We start from the raw sequence: 20,576 nt of genomic DNA, 5'->3' as shown, positions 1-20,576 counted from the left end.
CGCCGCCGACGAGACTACGTCGGTGCATGACATCCAGGCCAAGTGGCAGCAGTACTGGGCAGAGAACGAGACGTTCGTCGCCGGCGATGCCGACGACGCGCGCCCGCGCAAGTACGTGCTGGCGATGTTCCCGTACCCCTCGGGCGACCTGCACATGGGGCACGCCGAGAACTACCTCTACTCCGACATCGTCGCGCGTTACTGGCGCCACCGGGGGCACAACGTCCTGAACCCGATCGGCTGGGACTCCTTCGGCCTGCCCGCCGAGAACGCGGCCATCCGCCGCGGCGCCGACCCCCGCGAGTGGACGTACCAGAACATCGACCAGCAGAAGGTCGGTTTCCAGGCCTACGGCGTCTCCTTCGACTGGACGCGTGAGCTGCACACGTCCGACTCCGAGTACTACCGCTGGAACCAGTGGCTGTTCCTGCAGATGCACGAGCGCGGCCTCGCCTACCGAAAGAAGAGCCCGGTCAACTGGTGCCCCAATGACCAGACGGTGCTCGCCAACGAGCAGGTCGTCGACGGGCGTTGCGACCGCTGCGGCGCCGAGGTCATCAAGAAGAAGCTCACCCAGTGGTACTTCAAGATCACCGACTACGCCGATCGCCTTCTCGACGACCTCGACCAGCTCGAGGGCCACTGGCCGCACAAGGTGCTGCAGATGCAGCGCAACTGGATCGGCCGCTCCATCGGCGCCGACGTCGACTTCCGCATCGAGGGTCGCGACGAGCCGGTCACGGTCTTCTCGACGCGTCCCGACACCCTCCACGGCGCGACGTTCTTCGTCGTCGCCCCCGATGCCGACCTCGCCGCAGAGCTCGTCGCCGAAGCATCCGATGAGGTCCGCGACGAGTTCCGCACGTACCTCGAGAACGTCCAGAAGACCACCGACATCGACCGTCAGGCCTCCGACCGCCCGAAGACCGGTGTGTTCCTGGAGCGCTACGCCATCAACCCCGTTAATGGCGAGAAGCTGCCCGTCTGGGCGGCCGACTACGTGCTCGCCGACTACGGCCACGGCGCCGTCATGGCGGTCCCCGCGCACGACCAGCGCGACCTCGATTTCGCCCGCGCCTTCGACCTGCCCGTCACGGTCGTCGTCAACACTCGCGCGGCCGACGCCGAAGAGACCCTCGACGACCTCGACCCGGCGAAGACCGGAGTGGCGCTGACCGGCGAGGGCGTGCTCATCAACTCCGGCGACCTCGACGGTCTCCCCAAGACCGAGGCGATCGCCCGCGCCATCGAGCAGCTCGAAGAGCGCGGCACCGGGCGCGCGGCGAAGAACTACCGTCTGCGCGACTGGCTGATCTCGCGGCAGCGCTTCTGGGGCACGCCGATCCCGATGCTGCACCACGAGGACGGCTCGGTCAGCCCTGTCCCCGCCGAGCAGCTCCCCGTCAAGCTGCCCAGCGTCGAGGGCCTCGACCTCAAGCCCAAGGGCTCCTCGCCCCTCGGCGCGGCCGAGTCGTGGGTCCGCACGGTCGACCCGGTCTCGGGCGACCCCGTGCTGCGCGACCCCGACACGATGGACACGTTCGTCGACAGCTCCTGGTACTTCCTGCGCTTCCTCTCGCCGAACAGCGACCAGGTCGCCTTCGACACCGATGAGGCCAAGCGCTGGGCTCCGGTCGACTCGTACATCGGCGGTGTCGAGCACGCGATCCTGCACCTGCTGTACGCGCGCTTCATCACGAAGGTGCTGTTCGACATGGGCCTGGTCGACTTCACCGAGCCCTTCTCGAGTCTCATCAACCAGGGCATGATCATCCTCGACGGCTCGAAGATGTCGAAGAGCAAGGGCAACCTCGTGCTCTTCCAGGAGGAGCTCGACAAGCACGGCGCCGATGCGCTGCGCACCGGTCTCGCCTTCGCCGGCCCTGTGGAGGACGACAAGGACTGGGCCGATGTCTCCACCACGGGCGCCCAGAAGTTCCTGTCCCGTGCGATGCGTCTGAGCCATGAGGTCGCCTCGCGCGTGGGGACCGACGGAACAGGCGGTGCGGCAGCGTTGCGCCGCGTGACGCACCGCCTGCTGGCGGATGCTCCGGGCCTCGTCGAGCAGACCAAGTTCAACGTTCTGGTCGCCCGACTCATGGACCTCGTCAACACGACGCGCAAGACGGTCGATTCGGACGCCGGCGCTGCCGATCCCGCGGTGCGCGAGGCCGTCGAGACCGTCGCGATGATGCTCGACCTGATCGCCCCGCACACGGCGGAGGAGATGTGGGAGGCACTCGGGCACGAGCCGTCCGTCGGGCTGGTCACCTGGCCCGAGGCGGACCCGGCGCTCATGGTCGCGGACACCATCACTGCGGTCGCGCAGGTCAACGGCAAGGTCCGCGCCCAGCTCGAAGTCCCCGCGACGATCTCCGCGGAGGAGCTCGAAGCCCTCGCCCGCGGCGATGAGCGCGTGATCCGTGCGATCGGCGACAAGGAGATCGTCAAGGTGATCGTCCGCGAGCCGAAGCTGGTCAACTTCGCCGTCAAGGGCTGAGGCTCTTCTTCTGCACCGGGCGCCCGGTCGTCCGTTTCTCAACAGAAGCGGGCGACTGGGCGCTTTCGTCTCGGTCGCGGCGGCCTAGCGTGGCGGGGTGACAACGAGCGATTCTGAATCTGAGCGTCCGGATGGGCGTGCGCGCCTCCGGCTGAGCATCGGTGCCGCGGTGGTGCTTGGGCTCGTCGTGCTCTCGGGCGCGGTGGGTCTCGGGATCATGCGCGGGCAGGCCGCGCCGATGCAGGCGATCGCCTTCGACGAGGATCCGGCACTTTCCGAGCAGAAAGCCGTCAGCGGCGGCGAGCTGTATGTGCACGTGCTCGGACAGGTCGCGGCACCAGGGCTCTACGTGCTGGACCGCGATGCTCGCGTTGTCGATGCGCTGGCGGCTGCCGGTGGCACGCTCGAGGACGCCGATCTGCAGGCGGTGAATCTGGCGCGTGAGCTCAGCGATGGAGAGCAGCTCATGGTGCCGATGATCGGCGCGGTAGAGGACACCGCCGCTGGAGGGGGAGCCGCGCCGATCGGCGATGGACGCGTCGATCTCAACAACGCCGACAGCGCGGCCCTGGAGACACTGCCGCGCATCGGACCTGCGCTTGCTCAGCGAATCATCGACTGGCGAGAGAAGAACGGGCGCTTCCGCTCCGTCGATGACCTGCTGGCCGTCTCGGGCATCGGGGAGAAGATGCTCGAGGGGCTTCGCGATCTGGTGCGGGTGTGAACGGCACGACGCGGGTACGCGATTTCCGTCTCGTGCCGCTCGCGTTGCTCGTCTGGGCGACGGCGCTGCTGTGCGTCTATGCTCCCGGAGCCGCCGCGTGGTGCACTGCGGTGCTCGTGCTCGCCGCTTTGACATCATTCGGGGCGCTGATTGCGAGCAGTCGTGGTCAGGGTGGCTCGCGGGCAGGTCTACCCGCCGTCATCGCGGTGACGATGGCTGCCGCGGCGCTGTCGGTCGTCTTCGCGACCCCTGCTCGAGAGCGCGCCATCGAGCTCGACGGACGGAACATCGAGGTGAGGGGAACGATCTCCTCATCCTCCTCGACGGGCAGCGATGGGCGAGCCTGGTTCGATGCACAGACGCTCGCCGGCACGCCCGCTGAGGGGGATGTTCCCGCGGGAGCACCGGTGCGCATCGGAGTCGAACGGGTCCCGGGGCTTGAGCTCGGCGCCGTCATCCGTGTGAGGGGCCAGGCAATGGCGACCGAGGCCGGCGAGCGTGCGGCGCTCGTCGTATTCGGGACCGATGTGGAGATCCTGCGCCCCGCCGAGGGGCTCTTCGGCATCGCCGCCGGCGTCCGCGAGGACTTCGTCGCCCGTGCGCTTCGTCTTCCCGAACCCGGTGCGGGGCTGCTCCCGGGTCTCGCAGTCGGCGACACCCGGGCCGTCTCGGACGAGCTGAACGAGGCGATGCTGCTTTCGGGGCTGAGTCATCTGACCGCGGTGTCCGGGGCGAACTGCGCCATCGTCTGCGGCGCGGTCTTCTGGTTCGTCTCGATCTGCGGGGGCGGGCGGGGGCTCCGCGTTGTGCTCGCCCTCGGTTCGCTGGCCGCTTTCGTCGTGCTCGTGACGCCGGAGCCGAGTGTGATCCGGGCGAGCGTGATGGCGGGGCTCGCCATGATGGCACTGCTGTGCGGGCGTCCCGGCGCCGGGGTCGGGGTTCTGTGCCTGGCGGTCGTGGGGATCCTCGTCGCGGACCCCTGGCTCGCGACCACGCCCGGCTTCGCTCTATCGGCGGCAGCGACAGCCGCGCTGATCGTCTTGGCGCCCCCGCTCGCGCGGGGTATGGCGCGGTGGATGCCGCCGCCGATCGCCTTGGCATTGGCTATCCCTCTCGCCGCGCAGCTCGCCTGCGGGCCGATCATCGCGCTGTTCTCCGAACAGCAGTCTCTGATCGGGATCCCGGCGAACATGCTCGCCGAGCCCGCGGCCCCGATCGCCACGGTCGTGGGACTGCTCGCCTGCCTTGCCGCGCCCATCCCAATGCTCGCCGACCTCCTGGCCGCATCGGCGTGGCTGCCCGCCGCTTGGATCGCGACGACCGCACACGTCTCGGCGGCCGTGCCCGGCGGGATCATCGCCGTCGTCCCCGGGCTGCTCGCAGCCTCGGCGGTCGCCCTGCTCAGCACCGCTGTCGGGATCGTGCTGAGCGTTGACGGGCTGGCTCGCTCGCAACTCATCCGCGGCCTTTCGCACGCGACGCTCGTCATCGCCGTCGCGCTTCTCGGAGGCCGGATGCTCCTCGGCGGTCCTCTCGCTCCTCTCACAGTGCCGGGCAGGTGGTCCATCGCCGCCTGCGACGTCGGCCAGGGCGATGCACTGCTGGTTCGTTCGCAGCATCAGATCGCCTTGATCGATACGGGGATGGAAGATGAACCGATCGCCGACTGCCTGAACGGGCTGAGCATCTCGCGCATCGACCTGCTCGTCATCACCCATTTCGACGCGGATCATGCCGGCGCCGCCGCGAGCCTCGCCGGTCGCATCGGAACCGTGTTGCACGGGCCGGTACGAACAGAGGAGGAGAGGCGACTGCTGCAAGCATTGGAAGTCGGCGGCGCTCGTGTTGTGGAAGCATCCGCCGGCATGCGCGGCGCGTTGGGTGGGGCTCGCTGGGAAGTCCTGTGGCCGCGAGCCGGCTCAGCGGCTTTCCCCGGAGGAAACGATGGCAGCGTGGTGCTGGAATTCAGCGGGGGAGAGGTGCCCCGCTCGCTGTTCCTCGGCGACCTCGGAGCGCAGCCGCAGCGCATGCTCGCGCCTGAGCTTCGCGGACGATACGCGGTGGTCAAAGTCGCCCATCACGGCAGTGCCGATCAGCATCCGGAGTTGTATGCGCAGATCTCTCCCCGTGTCGCCCTGTACAGCGCCGGCATCAACAACTCCTATGGGCATCCGCGGCGCGAGATCATCGGTGTGACCGAGGTTTCCGGCGCGATCACGCTGCGCACAGACCTGCAGGGGCGCATTCTGCTCGCGGAGGAGAATGGCGAGCTCCTCGCCTGGACGGAACGCGTACGCGACGCGGCCGATCTCGACGAGCCCGAGTAGGCTCGTAGTCATGGCCGCACCCCGTTCCTCCGCCCGTGGCGGCGCGAAGGCGACGAAGATCCCCCAGGTCTCGTGGCGTGAACCGCGCCCGGCACCGATCGTGCTCGTCTCCGGTCCCGAAGAGGTCTGCGCGGAGCGCGCGATCGCCGGTGTGCGCGATTATTTGCGTGCCGAGGACCCGGCCCTCGAAGTTAGCGACGTGCGTGCGGACGACTATGCACCGGGCACGCTTCTGTCCCTGACCTCGCCGTCGCTCTTCGGAGAACCCCGACTCGTCCGGATCGCCGGCGTCGAAAAATGCTCCGACGCCTTCCTGAAGGAGGCCGTCGCCTACCTGGACAACCCCCAGGAGGGGGCCACAGTCCTGATGCGCCACACCGGGGCCAGCGTCCGCGGCAAGAAGCTGCTCGACGGCATCCGTGCAGGAACCGGCGGCGGCATCGAGATCGCATGTCCCACGATCAAGCGCGACAGCGACAGGGCCGACTTCGCTGCGGGAGAATTCGGCGCGGCGCGGCGACGCATCGCCCCGGCCGCACTGCGCGCGCTGGTCTCGGCCTTCGCCGACGACCTGACCGAACTCGCGGCGGCCTGCCAGCAGCTCATCCGAGACGTCGAGGGCGACATCACGGAAGAAACCGTCACGAAGTACTACGGCGGCCGCGTCGAGGTGACGGCATTCGTCGTCGCCGACACGGCGATCTCCGGGCGGTACGGCGAAGCGCTCATCGCCCTGCGCCACGCGCTCGACTCCGGGGCCGACCCGGTCCCGATGGTCGCGGCCTTCGCGATGAAGCTGCGCACGATGGCGCGCGTCGCCGGGAACCGTGAGAACAATCGTAGCCTCGCGCAAAGGCTCGGCATGAAGGACTGGCAGGTCGACCGTGCACGACGCGACCTCAGTGGCTGGAACGAGAGATCCCTGGGCCTGGCGATCCAAGCCACGGCCCGTGCCGACGCGGAGGTCAAGGGTGCCGCCCGCGATCCGATCTTCGCCCTCGAGCGCATGGTCACGGTCGTCGCCACACGCGCGCCATTCGGAGAGTAAACACAACGGGCTGGCCTAGGGTGGAGCCCGATGAGACTTCTGCTGATCAGACACGGACAGACCCCCAACAATGTCGCAGGTGCACTCGACACGGCCTTCCCCGGTGCGGGCCTCACGCCCCTCGGCTCGGTCCAGGCCGCGGCGATCCCCGGCGTGCTCGCGAATGAAGACATTCGCGGTGTTTACGCATCGAGGCTGACACGCACTCAACTCACGGGAACACCGCTCGCCCGTTCCACGGGATACGACATCGAGGTGCTCGACGGCCTGGAGGAGATCCAGGCCGGAGACTTCGAGATGCGCACCGATGAGGAGGCCGTGGCCGGCTACGTCGGTACCCTCACCCGATGGGCGCAGAGCGACCTCGCCTACGCCATGCCGGGTTCGGAGAGCGGCGAGGACTTCTTCGGCCGATATGACCGCGCTATCGCATCGATCGTCGACAACCATGCCGGTGAGACGGCCGCCGTCGTCAGTCATGGGGCGGCGATCCGCATGTGGGCCGCTCACCGCGCGCGCAACGTCGACACCGTGCAGGCGGTGCAGCGCTGGTTGCACAACACGGGCATGTGCGCGCTGGAAGGCGATCCGCTTTCCGGATGGGATCTCGTCACCTGGCACGGCGACCCGCTGGGCGGGCACGCGCTCGAAGATCCCGCGGCGAATGACGTCACCGGCGACACGGCCGCTGAAGCGACGGCTTGAGAGCCGACTCGGAACAAGCGCTGGGAAACGCGAAAGGGCCCGTCCGAATCGGACGGGCCCTTTCACTCAGCGGTTGGCTCAGAGAGCGGCAACCTGCTTGGCGATCGAGGACTTGCGGTTCGCAGCCTGATTCTCGTGGATGACGCCCTTGCTGACGGCCTTGTCGAGCTTCTTCGACGCAACCTTCAGGGTCGCCTCGGCGGCAACCTTGTCACCGGCGGCGATGGCCTCACGGGTCTTGCGAACAGCGGTCTTAAGCTCGGACTTGACGGCCTTGTTGCGGACCGTAGCCTTCTCGTTGGTCTTGATGCGCTTGATCTGCGACTTGATGTTTGCCACGCGTGGAAACTTTCGTTCAGTGATGGATGGGATGTTGTCGTGAGCAGGAAGAGGGCTGCTTTCCGACGTTCGTGAGGGAAGAACCCACACGCAAGCCAAGAACCAAGTCTACCAGGTTTTCGACGGTTAACACGATTCGACGAGATGGGAAAGGCGGGGCCGCAGGAAGAACCTGCGACCCCGCCTCGCGGAGGGAGAAGTGATTACTTCTCCCAGCCGACGTTCTCGACGGGCTGGACGCCGAAGCCATCCATGCCGACGTACGACTCCGGCGTGAGGTTCGCCAGGCCCGTCTTCGCGGCCGTGATGATCGGACCGTTGTAGAGCGGGATGATGCCCCAGTCCTGGAAGATCTCGGCCTCGAGCTTCATGGCCGCGGCCGTCTGCTCATCGGAGGTCGCGAGCGACTCGACCTCGTCGTGGATGCGCTGATCCATCTCGGCGTTCTGGACGCCGGAGAGGTTCAGGCCCATGTCCATGCAGTACAGCTGGCAGAACCAAGCGGCGCCGAACGGGTCGGACGAGGTGAAGCGCAGCGACGAGACGTCCCAGTTCTTCGAGTTGTAGTCATCGGAGAAGTCGGACGGCGGGCGGATGTCGATCTGAAGGTCGATGCCGACCTCCTTCATCTGCGCCTGCAGAGCCTTGGCGAGAGCCTCGTTGGTGGGGCTGTCGTTCCAGACGGGGTAAACGACCGTGAGCGTCTCGCCGTCCTTCTCGCGGATGCCGTCGGTGTTCTCGGTCCAGCCGGCCTCTTCAAGGAGCTCCTTCGAAGCGTCCGGGTTGTACTCCCAGCCGGCCTCGGCGAGGGCGTTGGAGTAACCGGGCTGGAACGGGAAGAGCGTGAGCGAACCGGCCGGCTCCTCTTCGTAGTCCAGGCCGTTCCAGGCGATCTCCTTCTGCTGGTCGATGTTGATCGCCTTGAAGAATGCCTCGCGGACCTTGACGTCCTCGAACTGCGGCTTCTCTGCGTCGACCTGGATCAGCGTGCTGGCTGTCTGGGTGGCGCGGTACAGCTCGATTCCGTCCATGCCCTTGACCTGCTCAAGGCGGTCCTTGCTGGTGACCTCGACGGTGTCGATCTCGTCAGCCTTGAACGCGTTGATCGATGCCGAGGAGTCGAGGCCCTGGAAGGAGACCTTCTCCAGCAGCGGCTCGTCGCCCCACCACTCGGGGTTGGGGACGTAAGAGACGTAGTCGGAGTTCGGGTCGAACTCGTCGATCGTGTAGGGGCCTGCACCCCACTCAGCATGCGGGTCATCGATCATCGCGGTGTTGAAGGTCTCGGCGTCGGCCAGCGCGGGGTGGATGATGCCCGTGAGGAACGGCATCTCGGGCCAGGCGAACTCGCCGTCGAAGGTGACGATCGCAGTCTTCGCGGTGTCGCCCTGCTCGACAGAAGCGATCTGCTTGTAGCCGTCGGTGGCGTTCGGGTTGAAGGCTTCGTCCTTGCCGCTGTTCGCCTTCCACGTGGCGTCGATGGCGGTCCAATCCATGTCGGTGCCATCGTTCCAGTGCGCGTCATCCGTGAAGGTGAACGTGATCTGGGTGTTGCCATCGACCGTGTCGATGTCCCACGCGTCGAGGTACGCATCGTGCTTGTACGGGGTGCCGTCGTCCTTCTGGAGGAGGATCTGCGGCATGTACCAGGCCGCGACGCGGGCGGTGTCGGCCGAAGCATCGCCGTTGAAGCTGTTCAGCTGCTCGGGGATCTCGGCGATCGGGAATCGGACCTCGCCGCCGACCTGGAGGTTCTCGCGGGGCTGCGGGTTGTAGTCCGAGGCCTTGGTCTCGGTGGGAGTGGTGTTGCCGTCGTTCGAGCCGGTATCGGCTGCACAGCCGGCAAGGGCCAGTGCGAGGACTCCGCTGATCGCGATAGCCCCCATCAGCTTCTGCTGCTTCATGGTGCTCCTTTCGCCTTTCGGCGTTTCATAAGCACGAGAATAGTAGTGATGCGGGGCTATCGCGTCGGGGTACGGTGAATCATGGCTAACTGTTATCGGACGGTGATCGAGCGTTACCGGCCCTTAACAAACTCAGCTGCGGACGGGCTCCGTCTGCCCGGTCTCCGGGTTGAATATCAGGCGGCTGCGGGTGCGTTCGATGTCGGGATCCGGCACGGGAATCGCCGAGAGAAGCGCCTGGGTGTACGGGTGCTTCGGGTTCTCGAAGATCTCGTCGACATCGCCGTGCTCGACGAAATCGCCGAGGTACATCACGGCCACGCGATCGGCGATGTGCCGGATGACCGACAGATCGTGCGCGACGAAGAGGTACGACAGGCCGAGCTTCACCTTGAGCTCGTCGAGCAGGTTGATGACACCGGCCTGGATCGATACGTCGAGGGCCGAGACCGGCTCATCGAGGACGATGATCTTCGGGTTGGTCGACAGAGCCCGGGCGATGCCGATGCGCTGACGCTGACCACCCGAGAACGCTCCGGGGAAGCGGTCGATGTGCGCGGGGTTGAGTCCCACGAGGTCCATGAGCTCTCGCACGCGGGGGAAGACTTCGTCGGCCGGAGTGCCGATCGCGCGCAGCGGCTCGGCGATGACATCGGCCACCGTCATGCGCGGGTCGAGCGCGCCCATCGGATCCTGGAAAACGATCTGGATGTCGCGCCGCACCTGCCGTTCGATCTTGCGGCTGGTGATGTCGTTGACGCTCGTGCCGTTGATGACGATGTCGCCGTCGTTCTGCTTGACGAGATCCATGATCTGCAGCAGCGTCGTCGTCTTGCCGGAGCCCGACTCGCCGACGATCGCCATCGTCTCGCCCTCTCGCACGTCGAAGGTGACGTTCTTGACGGCGTGAACTTCGCCGACCTTGCGCTTGAGGAAGGCTCCCTTCATGAGGGGGAAGCTCTTATTGAGGTTGCGTACGTCCAGTGTGATGGGACGTTCTTCGCGGGGAGAGCGGGTGAGGTCGCTCTCCGGGGCCGCGGGAACCGGGTAGACCGGGAGGCCGCCGAGGAGACCGCCGTCGGTGATCTCACCCGCACGGATGCACGCGGCCGTGTGCTCGGCGCCCGTGCCCGTGGCGACCGGTGCGAGGTCGGGCTCGCGCGTGAGGCAGGCGTCCTGCACGATGGGGCAGCGGTTGGCGAAGGGGCACGCGTCGGGCAGATCGATCAGCAGAGGCGGGTTGCCCTTGATCGGGACCAGGGGCTCCTTCTCGGCCTTGTCGACGCGCGGGATCGCTCCCAGCAGACCGATCGAGTACGGCATGCGCGTGTGGTGGAAGAGTTCCCCGACCGGTGCGTGCTCGATCGGGCGCCCCGCGTACATGACCATGACATCGTCGGCCATGCGGGCGACGACTCCCATGTCGTGGGTGATCATGATGGTCGCGGCGCCCGTCTCCTGCTGCGCCTTCTCGATGAGGTCGAGGATCTGCGCCTGGATCGTGACGTCGAGCGCGGTGGTCGGCTCATCGGCGATGATCAGCTTCGGGCTGTTGGCCATCGCGATCGCGATCACGACGCGCTGGCGCATGCCGCCCGAGAACTCGTGCGGGAAGCCCTTCATGCGCTTCTCGGGCTGGGTGATTCCGACGAGCGTGAGCAGCTCGACTGCCCGGTCCCATGCCTGTTTGTGGCTCATGCCGCGGTGGATCGTCAGAGCTTCGATCAGCTGATCGCCGATCGTGTATACCGGGGTGAGGGAGGTCAGCGGATCCTGGAAGATCATCGCGAGGCCGTTGCCACGGATGACTGACATCTGCTTATCTGTCTTGCCGAGCAACTCCTGCCCGTCGTAGACGATCGAGCCGGACACCTTGGCATTCTCATCGAGCAGACCCATGATCGCCAGGGATGTCACGGACTTGCCGGAGCCGGATTCACCGACGATGCCGAGGGTCTTCCCAGCTTCGAGGTCGAAGGAGACGCCGCGCACGGCATCCACCCGGCCGGCCTCGGAGGCGAAGCTGACCTTCAGATCGCGGACGGAGATGATGTTGCTCATGCGCGACCTCCAGCCGCCGAGGTGGGATCGAGGGCATCGCGCAGACCGTCGGCGACGAGTGCCATCGACACCGTGAGCAGCGTCAGGGCTGCAGCGGGGAAGTAGAACAGCCAAGGTGCGCTGGTGATGATGTTCGCGCCGGAACCGATCAGGGAGCCGAGAGAGACATCGGGGATCTTCACGCCGAAGCCGATGAACGACAGTCCGGTTTCCGCCATCACTGCGTTGACGATGCCGAGCGTGAAGTTGATGATGAGCAGCGAGCCGATGTTCGGGATGAGGTGGCGCAGGACGATACGGAAACCGCCCACGCCCATGTAGCGAGCGGCGTGCACGTATTCGCGCTCGCGCAGGGAGAGGGCTGTTGTCCAGACGACACGGGCGGGGAAGTACCAGCCGGTCACGAAGATCATGATCAGCGCGATCACACGCCAGTCGCCGCCGGACTTGTTCGAAAGCAGCGAGAGGATCAGGAAGCTGGGGATCACCATCATGAAGTGGATCACCATGAGTGTGATCTTTTCGGTCATGCCGCCGAAGTAGGCTGCGGCCGTGCCGATGATCGCGGAGAGGACCGTCGTGCCGAGCGAGACGCTGACAGCGATCATGAGAGAGCGCTGCAGGCCTATCGCGACTTGCGCAAACGCATCATTTCCGGACGGCGTGGTGCCGAACCAGTGTTCCGGAGAAGGCGGGCTGCTCAGAGCGAGGAAGTCGAGCTCGATGTGGTCATACTTCGCGACGAGCGGCGCAATGATGGCGAAAAGCACCAGCAGAACGAAGATCACGATGCCGCCGACTGCGGGCTTGTTCCGCAAGAAACGGCGCGAGTACAGCGTCCACTTCGACATGGGCTTGCCGGTGGTCTGCTCCTCACGGGATTCCTCGACCGCGGGGTCGGGGATGGGTGAGGCCAGGGGGTCGATCATTTCACTCATGTTCAGCTCACCCTCACTCGCGGGTCGAGGACCACGACGATGATGTCCGAGAGCACGGCGCCGATGGCGACCATGACGCCTCCGAACGCGGCCACGGCGACGACACCATTGATGTCGTTCTTCGTGATGGTCTCGATGAAGTACTTGCCCATGCCGTTCCAGGCGAAGATCGTCTCCGTCAGGATCGCACCGGTGAAGATGCCGGGGATGCTGAAGGCGACCTGCGTGGCGACGGGGATCAGAGAAGTCCGCAGCGCGTGCTTGCGAATCGCCTGCGGCTTCGTCAGGCCCTTCGCACGCGCGGTGCGGACGTAGTCGGCGTTGATGTTGTCGAGCAGCAGCGAGCGCTGCAGGAAGTGGGTGCCCGCGTAGCCGGTGATGACGAGCGCGATGGTCGGCAGAGTCACATGCTGCAACTTGTCTATGAGTACCGGGAAGAACCCCTCGACGCCCTTGCTCGACGAGCCGGTGACATAGAAGATGCGGGTCCCGACGAGGTCGTTCAGCGCGATCGCGAGCAGAACGATTCCGAGGGCGGCCACGATCACGTTGATGTTCATCGTGATGATCGAGGTCGCCTGACCGATGCGGTCGGCGAGCTTGTACTGCCGGGATGCCGTGTAGACACCGATCGCGACACCGATGACCGTCATGATGATCGTCGCGCCGAGGACGAGCTCGGCGCTCACCCACATGCGGTAGGCGATCTGCTCGTTGATCGAGCCGCCGGTCGGGCTCACGCCCCAGTCCCAGCGGAAGAGGATGGCGCTGAACCAGTTCCACCAGCGCTCCCAGATGGGCACGGAGTCGCTGAGATTCCGGGGTTCGAGCAGTTTGACGATCTGCTCTTCGCTCAGCGGGGGACGGCGGCCGACGAAATTATTACGCGGGTTGAGGAACCCCCACGCCAAGAAGAAGGTAATGTTCGTCGCGACCACGATCATCGCTAGCCAGCCGAGGGTGCGGCGCAGGAGATACTTGATCAAGTTCGTGTCTTTCTCTTTGCAGGCGCATTCGGGATCGGCCGGGAGGCGCTGAGTCGAGATTCAGTCAAACATCTTCGACTCGGTTGCGCGACCGATTCACCATTCAACGACTGGTACGGAGTCGGGTTTCCGCTGGCACCGAGTGTCACGGATTCGTACAGAGCAACCTCGAGAGACTATCACCGCAGTCGAGGAATCGAACATTAGGCGCCCCTGACCGTAGACTGGACGGGACATGTCTCCACGTGCCCTGAAACCGCTTTCGCCTTCCGCGACGCCGCCCTCGCAGATCCGAAACTTCTGCATCATCGCCCACATCGACCACGGCAAGTCGACGCTCGCCGACCGCATGCTGCAGATCACCGGCGCGGTCGCCGATCGCGACATGCGTGCGCAGTACCTCGATCGCATGGATATCGAGCGAGAGCGCGGTATCACCATCAAGAGCCAGGCCGTGCGCATGCCCTGGGAGATCGAGGGCGAGACGTTCGCCCTCAACATGATCGACACCCCCGGTCACGTCGACTTCACCTACGAGGTGTCGCGGTCGCTTGCCGCCTGCGAGGGCGCCATCCTCCTCGTCGATGCGGCGCAGGGCATCGAGGCCCAGACGCTCGCGAACCTCTACCTCGCGCTCGAGAATGATCTGACGATCATCCCGGTGCTGAACAAGATCGATCTGCCGGCGGCGGATCCCGATAAGTTCGCCAAGGAGCTCGCCGACCTGATCGGCGGCCGCCCGGAAGACGTCCTGCGCGTCTCGGGCAAGACCGGCGTCGGCGTCGAGGACCTCCTCGACCGTCTGGTGCGCGAGATCCCTGCTCCCGTCGGTGATGCGGATGCTCCGGCGCGCGCGATGATCTTCGATTCGGTCTACGACTCCTACCGCGGCGTGGTCACCTATGTGCGCATGATCGACGGAGCGCTGACTCCGCGTGAGCGCATCCAGATGATGTCGACCAATGCGCAGCACGAGCTGCTGGAGATCGGCGTCTCGAGTCCGGAGCCGATTCCTTCCAAGGGCCTCGGCGTCGGCGAGGTCGGCTACCTGATCACCGGCGTGAAGGACGTCCGCCTCTCCAAGGTCGGCGACACGGTGACGACCGCTCGCAAGCCGGCTGCCGAGCCGCTGGCCGGGTACACCGACCCGAAGCCCATGGTGTTCTCGGGCATCTACCCGATCGACGGCAGCGACTACGCGGATCTGCGCGAAGCGCTCGACAAGCTCAAGCTGTCGGATGCCTCGCTGCAGTACGAGCCCGAGACCTCCGTGGCGCTCGGCTTCGGCTTCCGATGCGGATTCCTGGGTCTGCTGCACCTCGAGATCATCACCGAGCGCCTCAGCCGTGAGTTCGGACTCGACCTGATCACGACCGCGCCGAGCGTGATCTACGAGGTCACGACCGATACGGGCGAGACGGTCACCGTCACGAACCCGAGCGAGTACCCCGATGGCCGGGTCGCCTCGGTCGCAGAGCCCATGGTCAAGACCGCGATCCTCCTGCCCAAGGACTATGTCGGCGCCGTCATGGAGCTGTGCCAGTCGCGCCGCGGCTCGCTGCTGGGCATGGAGTACTTCAGCGAGGAGCGCGTCGAGCTTCGCTACATGATGCCCCTCGGCGAGATCGTCTTCGACTTCTTCGACCACCTGAAATCCAAGACGCAGGGCTATGCGAGCCTCGACTACGAGCCCGCCGGCCAGCAGACCGCCGATCTCGTGAAGGTCGACGTGCTGCTCCAGGGCGACAAGGTCGACGCGTTCAGCGCCATCGTCCATCGTGAGAAGGCCTACGCATACGGAACGCTCATGACCGAGCGACTGCGCAAGCTCATCCCTCGCCAGAACTTCGAAGTGCCGATCCAGGCGGCGATCGGCGCGCGCATCATCGCCCGCGAGACGATCCGCGCCCTCCGCAAGGATGTGCTCGCCAAGTGCTACGGCGGTGACATCAGCCGTAAGCGGAAGCTGCTCGAGAAGCAGAAGGAGGGCAAGAAGCGCATGAAGATGGTCGGTCGCGTCGAGGTCCCCCAGGAGGCGTTCATCGCCGCGCTCTCCGGTGACGTCGAGGGCAAGGACAAGAAGTAGGCGTGGCATCCTCATCGCGTGTGGGGGTGTTCGTCCAGGACCGTCCCAGTAGTCTGGGTGTCATGCGGCGTGGGACATTCCGGGACGAGACGGTCGATTACGCAGCGGTCGGCGCAACACACGCCCCTGATCTGATGCAGTATCCGCCGGAGCGCAGCGTGCCGGCGGAGAACTCCTGGAGGATCGGCAGCGGCGAGGAGCGTTTCCGAACCGCCGGAGATGCGTTGCTGTCCTGGACGGCTCAGCGTGCCGCGGGTCTGCACGTCGAAGATGTGCGCCCTGCCGCCGGTCCTACCTACGCGGGCGTGAGTTTCGACGCCGAGGGAAACCCGGTTGCGCCGAGCAAGCGCGAAGTCGAGCAACGCTTCGACGCCGAGGGGACGCCCTTCGTCGGCCCGGGCATGACCCTGACGCTGCGCGGCCGCGTCTCCGGCATGCGCGCGGATGCCGAGCTGCGGGTCATCTCGGTGAACGAGGAGCCCCGTCGGATCGGCTTCGTGCTGGGCACGGTGGGCGGTTCCGTCGTAAGCGGCGAGGAGCTCTTCGAGATCGACTGGCGCGAGGACACGGATGAGGTCTGGTTCACCGTGCGCGCATTCGACGCGCCGGTGTCCGTGCTCTACCGTTTCGTTCCGGGGCTCGTGAAGCGGCGGCGCAAGGAGCTGTTCGACCGCTATCTGCGTGCGATCTCCCCGCTCTACGCGACGCCGCTCTGATGGCCGGTGCTCTGCCGCTCGGGGATCCTGCTCCGAGCGATGGTCGTCTGCCCGCTGATCTGCCGATCGATGCGCAGGTTCCATTCTCGGCGTATCTGCACATCCCGTTCTGCCGTGTGCGGTGCGGCTACTGCGACTTCAACACCTATACCTCCAGCGAGTTGCGCGGCGCCCGTCAGGACGATTACGCCGACACGCTCCGGGCGGAGATCGCGCTCGCGAAGCGGGTTCTGGGCGATGCGGGAGCGCTGCGCCCGATGGACACGGTCTTCTTCGGCGGAGGCACGCCGACACTTCTTCCGGCGGGCGATCTCGCACGGATGCTCGAAACGGCCATCGACGCCTTCGGGATCCGTGAGGGCGCCGAGGTCACAGTCGAGGCGAACCCCGACACGGTGACGGATGAGGTTGCGCGCACGCTCGCCGACGCCGGAGTCACCCGGCTCTCGGTCGGCATGCAGTCGGCCGTGCCGCATGTGCTGGCGGCGCTGGACCGCACGCACCGGCCCGAGAACGTCCGCGCAGCGGTTGCAGCGGCGAAGGGCGCGGGCCTCGAGGTTAGTGTCGACCTGATCTACGGCGCCCCCGGGGAGTCCCTCGCCGATTGGGAGGCTTCGCTGGATGCTGCGCTCGCGCTCGAGTCCGACCACATCTCCGCCTACGCCCTGATCATCGAGGACGGCACGAAGCTCGCCCGTCAGATCCGTCGCGGCGAGGTGCCGCGCCCTGATGATGATCTTCAGGCCGACATGTACGAGACGGTGGATTCCCGCCTGGCCGCGGCCGGCTTCGAGTGGTACGAGGTCAGCAACTGGGCGAGGTCGGTGCCGGACGCCGATCACCGGTCACTCCACAATCTCGCCTACTGGCGGGGGAACGACTGGTGGGGATTCGGCCCCGGTGCGCACAGCCATGTCGCGGGTTTGCGCTGGTGGAATGTGAAGCATCCGGCAGCCTATGCGCAGCGGCTCGCGGTATCCGAGTCCCCGGCAGCGGGAACCGAGCGCCCGGATGCGGCGTCTCATCTTCTGGAGCGGGTTCTCCTCGAGACCCGCCTGGCGGAGGGCATGGCCATCGTCGATCTTCCGGAGGCGAATCGCACCCGCGTTGCCGGGCTCATCGCAGATGGGCTCGTGGACGCTCCGGCAGCCCTTCGTGGCCGGATCCGGTTGACGCTGAAGGGCCGGCTGCTCGCGGATGCCGTGGTGCGCGAGCTGACGGATTGAGCACCGGGGTAGAATTGGCACTCCGGGTATCTGAGTGCCAGAAGGGAGGCGCGACATGGTCACCGAGCGAGGACTTCAAGTTCTTCAGGCCATCGTCCAGGACTACGTCGAGACGCGTGAGCCGGTCGGCAGCAAGTCGATCGTCGACCGCCATTCCTTCGGCGTCTCGGCCGCGACGGTCCGCAACGACATGGCCCAGCTCGAGGACGAAGAACTCATCACGGCTCCGCACACCTCCTCCGGTCGCGTGCCGACGGACAAGGGCTACCGGGTCTTCGTGAACCATTTGGCGCAACTGCGCCCTCTGTCCTCGGCGCAGCGCAATGCGATCGAGGGCTTCCTCACGGATCCCGCCGACCTCGACGACCTCATGGCGCGCACGGTCCGTGTGCTGACCCGCCTGACGGGCCAGGTCGCTCTCGCGCAGTACCCGTCGTTCGCCCGCGCGCACCTCACGCATATCGAGCTGGTGGCGCTCGCACCGAACCGCCTCCTCGTCGTGCTCGTGACGGATGCCGGTGGAGTCTCGCAACGGATCACCGGGCTGCCGTTGGATCTCGACGACGCCGAGGTCGCCGTCGTGCGGGCACGGCTGTCGGCCCTGCTCACCGGCCAGACGGTGCGCGAGGCGACCGACCGCGTGCAGGCGCTGCAGAAGGGCTCCGAGCCTTCGCGCATCGATGTCGCGGCCCGTGCGCTGGCGTCCGTGATCGGCGAGGAGCTCGCCGAGTTCCGCCAGGAGCGGCTCGTGATGGCGGGAGCCGCGACACTCGCGCGACGCGAACAGGACTTCCGCGGCAGCATCCACCCGCTCCTCGAAGCAATCGAGGAGCAGGTGACCCTGCTGCGGCTGATGAGCGAGATGGTGACCGACGAGCATGGTCTCGCGGCGAGCATCGGCGCCGAGAACGAACCGTTCGGGCTGCCCGAGGCATCCATCGTCGCGAGCAACTATCTGACTCCGGGAGGAACAGCGCGCGTCGGCGTGATGGGTCCCACCCGGATGGACTACCCGAGCAATCTCGCGGCGGCGCGGGCTGTGGCCCGCTACCTCTCGCGCATGCTCGACGAAGACGAGGCGCGCCGCTGAAGCGGTACGCGCGTGTGCACGCACACGCAGGAAGGTGATTGTGGCGGACCATTACGAAGTCCTCGGAGTTTCCCAGGACGCATCGACGGATGAGATCAAGAAGGCGTACCGCAAGCTCGCTCGGCAGCTGCATCCCGATGTGAACCCGGGGGAGGATGCGGCCGAACGGTTCAAGCTCGTCACGCACGCCTATGACGTGCTCAGCGATGACGACTCGCGTCGTCGTTACGACATGGGCGGCGGGGACGGCGCCGGCGGCGACTTCGGAGGGTTCGGCGGCTTCGGGGACATCTTCGAGACGTTCTTCGGCGGCCAGGGCGGAGGGCGCGGTAACCGCCCGCGCTCGCGCAAGGAGCGCGGACAGGATGCGCTCGTGCGCGTCACGATGGAGCTCGGCGACGTCATCTTCGGCGCGCACCGCGACATCGAGGTAGACACCGCGGTGCTCTGCGAGACCTGTCAGGGCGCCTGCACGCAGCCGGGCACTTCGCCCGCCACCTGCGACATCTGCCATGGCACCGGACATGTGCAGCGCCAGGTGCGGAGCCTCCTCGGAAACGTCGTCACCTCGCAGCCCTGCGGCAGCTGCTCCGGTTACGGAACCGTCATCCCGCACCCGTGCGGGTCGTGCCACGGCGAGGGGCGTGTGCGCTCGCGCCGCACCGTTTCGCTCGACATTCCCGCGGGCGTCGAGACCGGGCTGCGCCTGCAGCTGCCCGGATCCGGCGAGGTCGGCCGTGCCGGTGGTCCGAACGGCGACCTCTACGTCGAGATCTCGGTCGCCTCGCACGCCGCGTTCAGCCGCGACGGCGACGATCTGCTGGCGACGCTGGAGGTCTCGATGGCCGATGCGATCCTCGGCACCCAGACCTCGATCCAGGGCCTCGATGGCCAGGTCGATCTGGAGATCCGCTCGGGTGTGCAATCCGGCGACATCCTGACGATCAAGGGGCGCGGCGTGACTCCGCTGCGCGGCACGCAGCGCGGCGACCTCCGTGTCGCCGTTCAGGTCGTCACCCCGACGAAGCTCGACTCGGCGCAGCGCAAGCTCATCGAGGACTTCGCCAAGAAGCAGAAGGCACCGGCACCGCAATTGGCCCAGTTCCAGCAGGGACTGTTCTCGAAGCTGCGCGACAAGTTCCGCGGCTGATGGCACTGCACTTCCTCGCCCCGACCTGCACCGATGCGCGCATCGGCGACATCGTGGCGCTCACGGGAGCCGAGGCGAAGCACGCGGCCGTCGTGCGCCGGTTGCGGGTGGGGGAGCAGGTGACGCTCGGCGACGGGGCCGGCATCTGGCTCGAGGGAGTCGTGACCGATGTCTCCGCGTCGCTGGTGAACGTCGAGGTCACGGGACGCCGCGCACAGGACGCTCCGACCATACGTCTCTTCCTCGCGCAGGCACTCGCAAAGGGCGACCGTGACGAGCTCGCGGTGCAGACTTCCTGCGAACTCGGCATCGATGGTGTCATCCCGTGGCAGGCCACGCGCAGCATCTCCCGCTGGGAGGGTGCGAAAGCCGTCAAGGGACGCGAGCGGTGGGCGACCATCGTGCGTGAAGCAGCGAAGCAGGCGCACCGCGCCTGGGTGCCGCCGGTGGCGGAGCCCGTGACGACCGGTCAGCTGATCGCGGCATCCGAGGGGCGGCGGATGCTGGTGCTCGATCCGACGGCGACGACGAAGCTCTCACAGATCCGGGCGGATGAGCGCGACATGGTCCTGATCGTGGGGCCCGAGGGCGGCATCGCTCCGGAGGAGCTCGCGAAGTTCGACGAGGCCGGGGCCGAGAGGGTGCTGCTGGGTGACACGGTCGTGCGTACATCCACCGCGGGGCCGGCGGCCATCGCCGTGCTCTCGGTCGCGCTCGAGCGCTGGTAGCGGCGACACAATCCAACAGTGACGACGGGTGCGCCGATGCGCCTGTGA

General features: G+C 66.5%; 16 protein-coding genes. 11 read left to right on the top strand and 5 right to left on the bottom strand.

Annotated features, from left to right (window positions below):
* Positions 1-22: 22 nt before the first annotated feature.
* The 5 genes from leuS (at position 23) to Q0Z66_RS04840 (ending at position 7,304) form a co-directional block, all read left to right on the top strand.
* Positions 23-2,500 carry a leucine--tRNA ligase gene (gene leuS, locus Q0Z66_RS04860; RefSeq protein ID WP_298038428.1) on the top strand — a complete coding sequence of 826 codons (2,478 nt, stop codon included), beginning with the start codon at positions 23-25 and terminating at the stop codon, positions 2,498-2,500.
* A 97-nt stretch (positions 2,501-2,597) separates the two neighbouring features.
* Positions 2,598-3,224, top strand: coding sequence for a ComEA family DNA-binding protein (locus tag Q0Z66_RS04855; RefSeq protein WP_298038427.1), 627 nt, complete (start codon positions 2,598-2,600; stop codon positions 3,222-3,224).
* Positions 3,221-5,551, top strand: coding sequence for a ComEC/Rec2 family competence protein (locus Q0Z66_RS04850; RefSeq protein WP_298038425.1), 2,331 nt, complete (start codon positions 3,221-3,223; stop codon positions 5,549-5,551). Before Q0Z66_RS04855 ends, Q0Z66_RS04850 begins: the two co-directional genes overlap by 4 nt.
* Before the next feature lie 10 nt (positions 5,552-5,561).
* Positions 5,562-6,599 carry a DNA polymerase III subunit delta gene (holA, locus tag Q0Z66_RS04845; RefSeq protein WP_298038423.1) on the top strand — a complete coding sequence of 346 codons (1,038 nt, stop codon included), beginning with the start codon at positions 5,562-5,564 and terminating at the stop codon, positions 6,597-6,599.
* Between the two features lie 30 nt (positions 6,600-6,629).
* A complete protein-coding gene (locus Q0Z66_RS04840) occupies positions 6,630-7,304 on the top strand; it encodes a histidine phosphatase family protein (protein WP_298038421.1) in 675 nt (224 codons plus the stop codon).
* 78 nt (positions 7,305-7,382) lie between these two features.
* On the opposite strand, the gene rpsT is transcribed toward Q0Z66_RS04840, so the two are convergent.
* From rpsT to Q0Z66_RS04815, 5 genes are all read right to left on the bottom strand, one after another.
* Positions 7,383-7,643 (bottom strand): 30S ribosomal protein S20, encoded by a 261-nt coding sequence (gene rpsT / locus Q0Z66_RS04835; RefSeq protein WP_298038419.1) that lies wholly within the window; start codon positions 7,641-7,643, stop codon positions 7,383-7,385.
* A 203-nt stretch (positions 7,644-7,846) separates the two neighbouring features.
* Positions 7,847-9,547: an ABC transporter family substrate-binding protein gene (locus tag Q0Z66_RS04830; RefSeq protein ID WP_298038417.1), complete on the bottom strand. Its 1,701-nt coding sequence runs from the start codon at positions 9,545-9,547 to the stop codon at positions 7,847-7,849.
* 132 nt (positions 9,548-9,679) lie between these two features.
* Entirely contained in the window at positions 9,680-11,608 is a 1,929-nt protein-coding gene (locus Q0Z66_RS04825) for an ABC transporter ATP-binding protein (RefSeq protein WP_298038415.1), read from the bottom strand.
* The gene (locus tag Q0Z66_RS04820) at positions 11,605-12,546 is read right to left on the bottom strand and encodes an ABC transporter permease (protein ID WP_298038413.1); all 942 of its coding nucleotides are present in this window, start codon (positions 12,544-12,546) and stop codon (positions 11,605-11,607) included. The genes Q0Z66_RS04825 and Q0Z66_RS04820 overlap by 4 nt, the downstream gene beginning before the upstream one ends.
* Positions 12,547-12,548: 2 nt before the next feature.
* Positions 12,549-13,532 carry an ABC transporter permease gene (locus Q0Z66_RS04815; RefSeq protein WP_298038412.1) on the bottom strand — a complete coding sequence of 328 codons (984 nt, stop codon included), beginning with the start codon at positions 13,530-13,532 and terminating at the stop codon, positions 12,549-12,551.
* 235 nt (positions 13,533-13,767) lie between these two features.
* On the opposite strand from Q0Z66_RS04815, the gene lepA reads away from it, so the two are divergent.
* The 6 genes from lepA (at position 13,768) to Q0Z66_RS04785 (ending at position 20,528) form a co-directional block, all read left to right on the top strand.
* Positions 13,768-15,618, top strand: coding sequence for a translation elongation factor 4 (gene lepA / locus Q0Z66_RS04810; RefSeq protein WP_298038409.1), 1,851 nt, complete (start codon positions 13,768-13,770; stop codon positions 15,616-15,618).
* Between the two features lie 62 nt (positions 15,619-15,680).
* A complete protein-coding gene (locus Q0Z66_RS04805; protein WP_298038405.1) occupies positions 15,681-16,334 on the top strand; it encodes a DUF1990 family protein in 654 nt (217 codons plus the stop codon).
* The gene (gene hemW / locus Q0Z66_RS04800; RefSeq protein ID WP_298038403.1) at positions 16,334-17,560 is read left to right on the top strand and encodes a radical SAM family heme chaperone HemW; all 1,227 of its coding nucleotides are present in this window, start codon (positions 16,334-16,336) and stop codon (positions 17,558-17,560) included. Before Q0Z66_RS04805 ends, hemW begins: the two co-directional genes overlap by 1 nt.
* Before the next feature lie 55 nt (positions 17,561-17,615).
* A complete protein-coding gene (gene hrcA, locus Q0Z66_RS04795) occupies positions 17,616-18,650 on the top strand; it encodes a heat-inducible transcriptional repressor HrcA (protein ID WP_298038400.1) in 1,035 nt (344 codons plus the stop codon).
* Between the two features lie 40 nt (positions 18,651-18,690).
* On the top strand, positions 18,691-19,800 hold the full coding sequence (dnaJ, locus tag Q0Z66_RS04790; protein ID WP_298038399.1) for a molecular chaperone DnaJ: 1,110 nt from the start codon (positions 18,691-18,693) through the stop codon (positions 19,798-19,800).
* Positions 19,800-20,528, top strand: a complete 729-nt coding sequence (locus Q0Z66_RS04785) for a 16S rRNA (uracil(1498)-N(3))-methyltransferase (RefSeq protein ID WP_298038396.1) — start codon at positions 19,800-19,802, stop codon at positions 20,526-20,528. Before dnaJ ends, Q0Z66_RS04785 begins: the two co-directional genes overlap by 1 nt.
* The last annotated feature ends 48 nt before the right edge of the window (positions 20,529-20,576 follow it).

This window comes from uncultured Microbacterium sp. (genome assembly GCF_947632095.1).
In the GTDB taxonomy this organism is placed as follows: Bacteria; Actinomycetota; Actinomycetes; order Actinomycetales; family Microbacteriaceae; genus Microbacterium.
This window is presented reverse-complemented; position numbering and strand designations above follow the sequence as displayed.

Excerpts from the sequence above, each read along its gene's own strand:
- lepA (WP_298038409.1), top strand. The coding sequence starts at position 13,768 with ATGTCTCCACGTGCCCTGAAACCGCTTTCGCCTTCCGCGACGCCGCCC.
- Q0Z66_RS04785 (WP_298038396.1), top strand. The coding sequence starts at position 19,800 with ATGGCACTGCACTTCCTCGCCCCGACCTGCACCGATGCGCGCATCGGC.
- holA (WP_298038423.1), top strand. The coding sequence starts at position 5,562 with ATGGCCGCACCCCGTTCCTCCGCCCGTGGCGGCGCGAAGGCGACGAAG.
- hemW (WP_298038403.1), top strand. The coding sequence starts at position 16,334 with ATGGCCGGTGCTCTGCCGCTCGGGGATCCTGCTCCGAGCGATGGTCGT.
- hrcA (WP_298038400.1), top strand. The coding sequence starts at position 17,616 with ATGGTCACCGAGCGAGGACTTCAAGTTCTTCAGGCCATCGTCCAGGAC.
- Q0Z66_RS04825 (WP_298038415.1), bottom strand. The coding sequence starts at position 11,608 with ATGAGCAACATCATCTCCGTCCGCGATCTGAAGGTCAGCTTCGCCTCC.
- Q0Z66_RS04820 (WP_298038413.1), bottom strand. The coding sequence starts at position 12,546 with ATGAGTGAAATGATCGACCCCCTGGCCTCACCCATCCCCGACCCCGCG.
- Q0Z66_RS04805 (WP_298038405.1), top strand. The coding sequence starts at position 15,681 with ATGCGGCGTGGGACATTCCGGGACGAGACGGTCGATTACGCAGCGGTC.
- Q0Z66_RS04830 (WP_298038417.1), bottom strand. The coding sequence starts at position 9,547 with ATGAAGCAGCAGAAGCTGATGGGGGCTATCGCGATCAGCGGAGTCCTC.
- Q0Z66_RS04840 (WP_298038421.1), top strand. The coding sequence starts at position 6,630 with ATGAGACTTCTGCTGATCAGACACGGACAGACCCCCAACAATGTCGCA.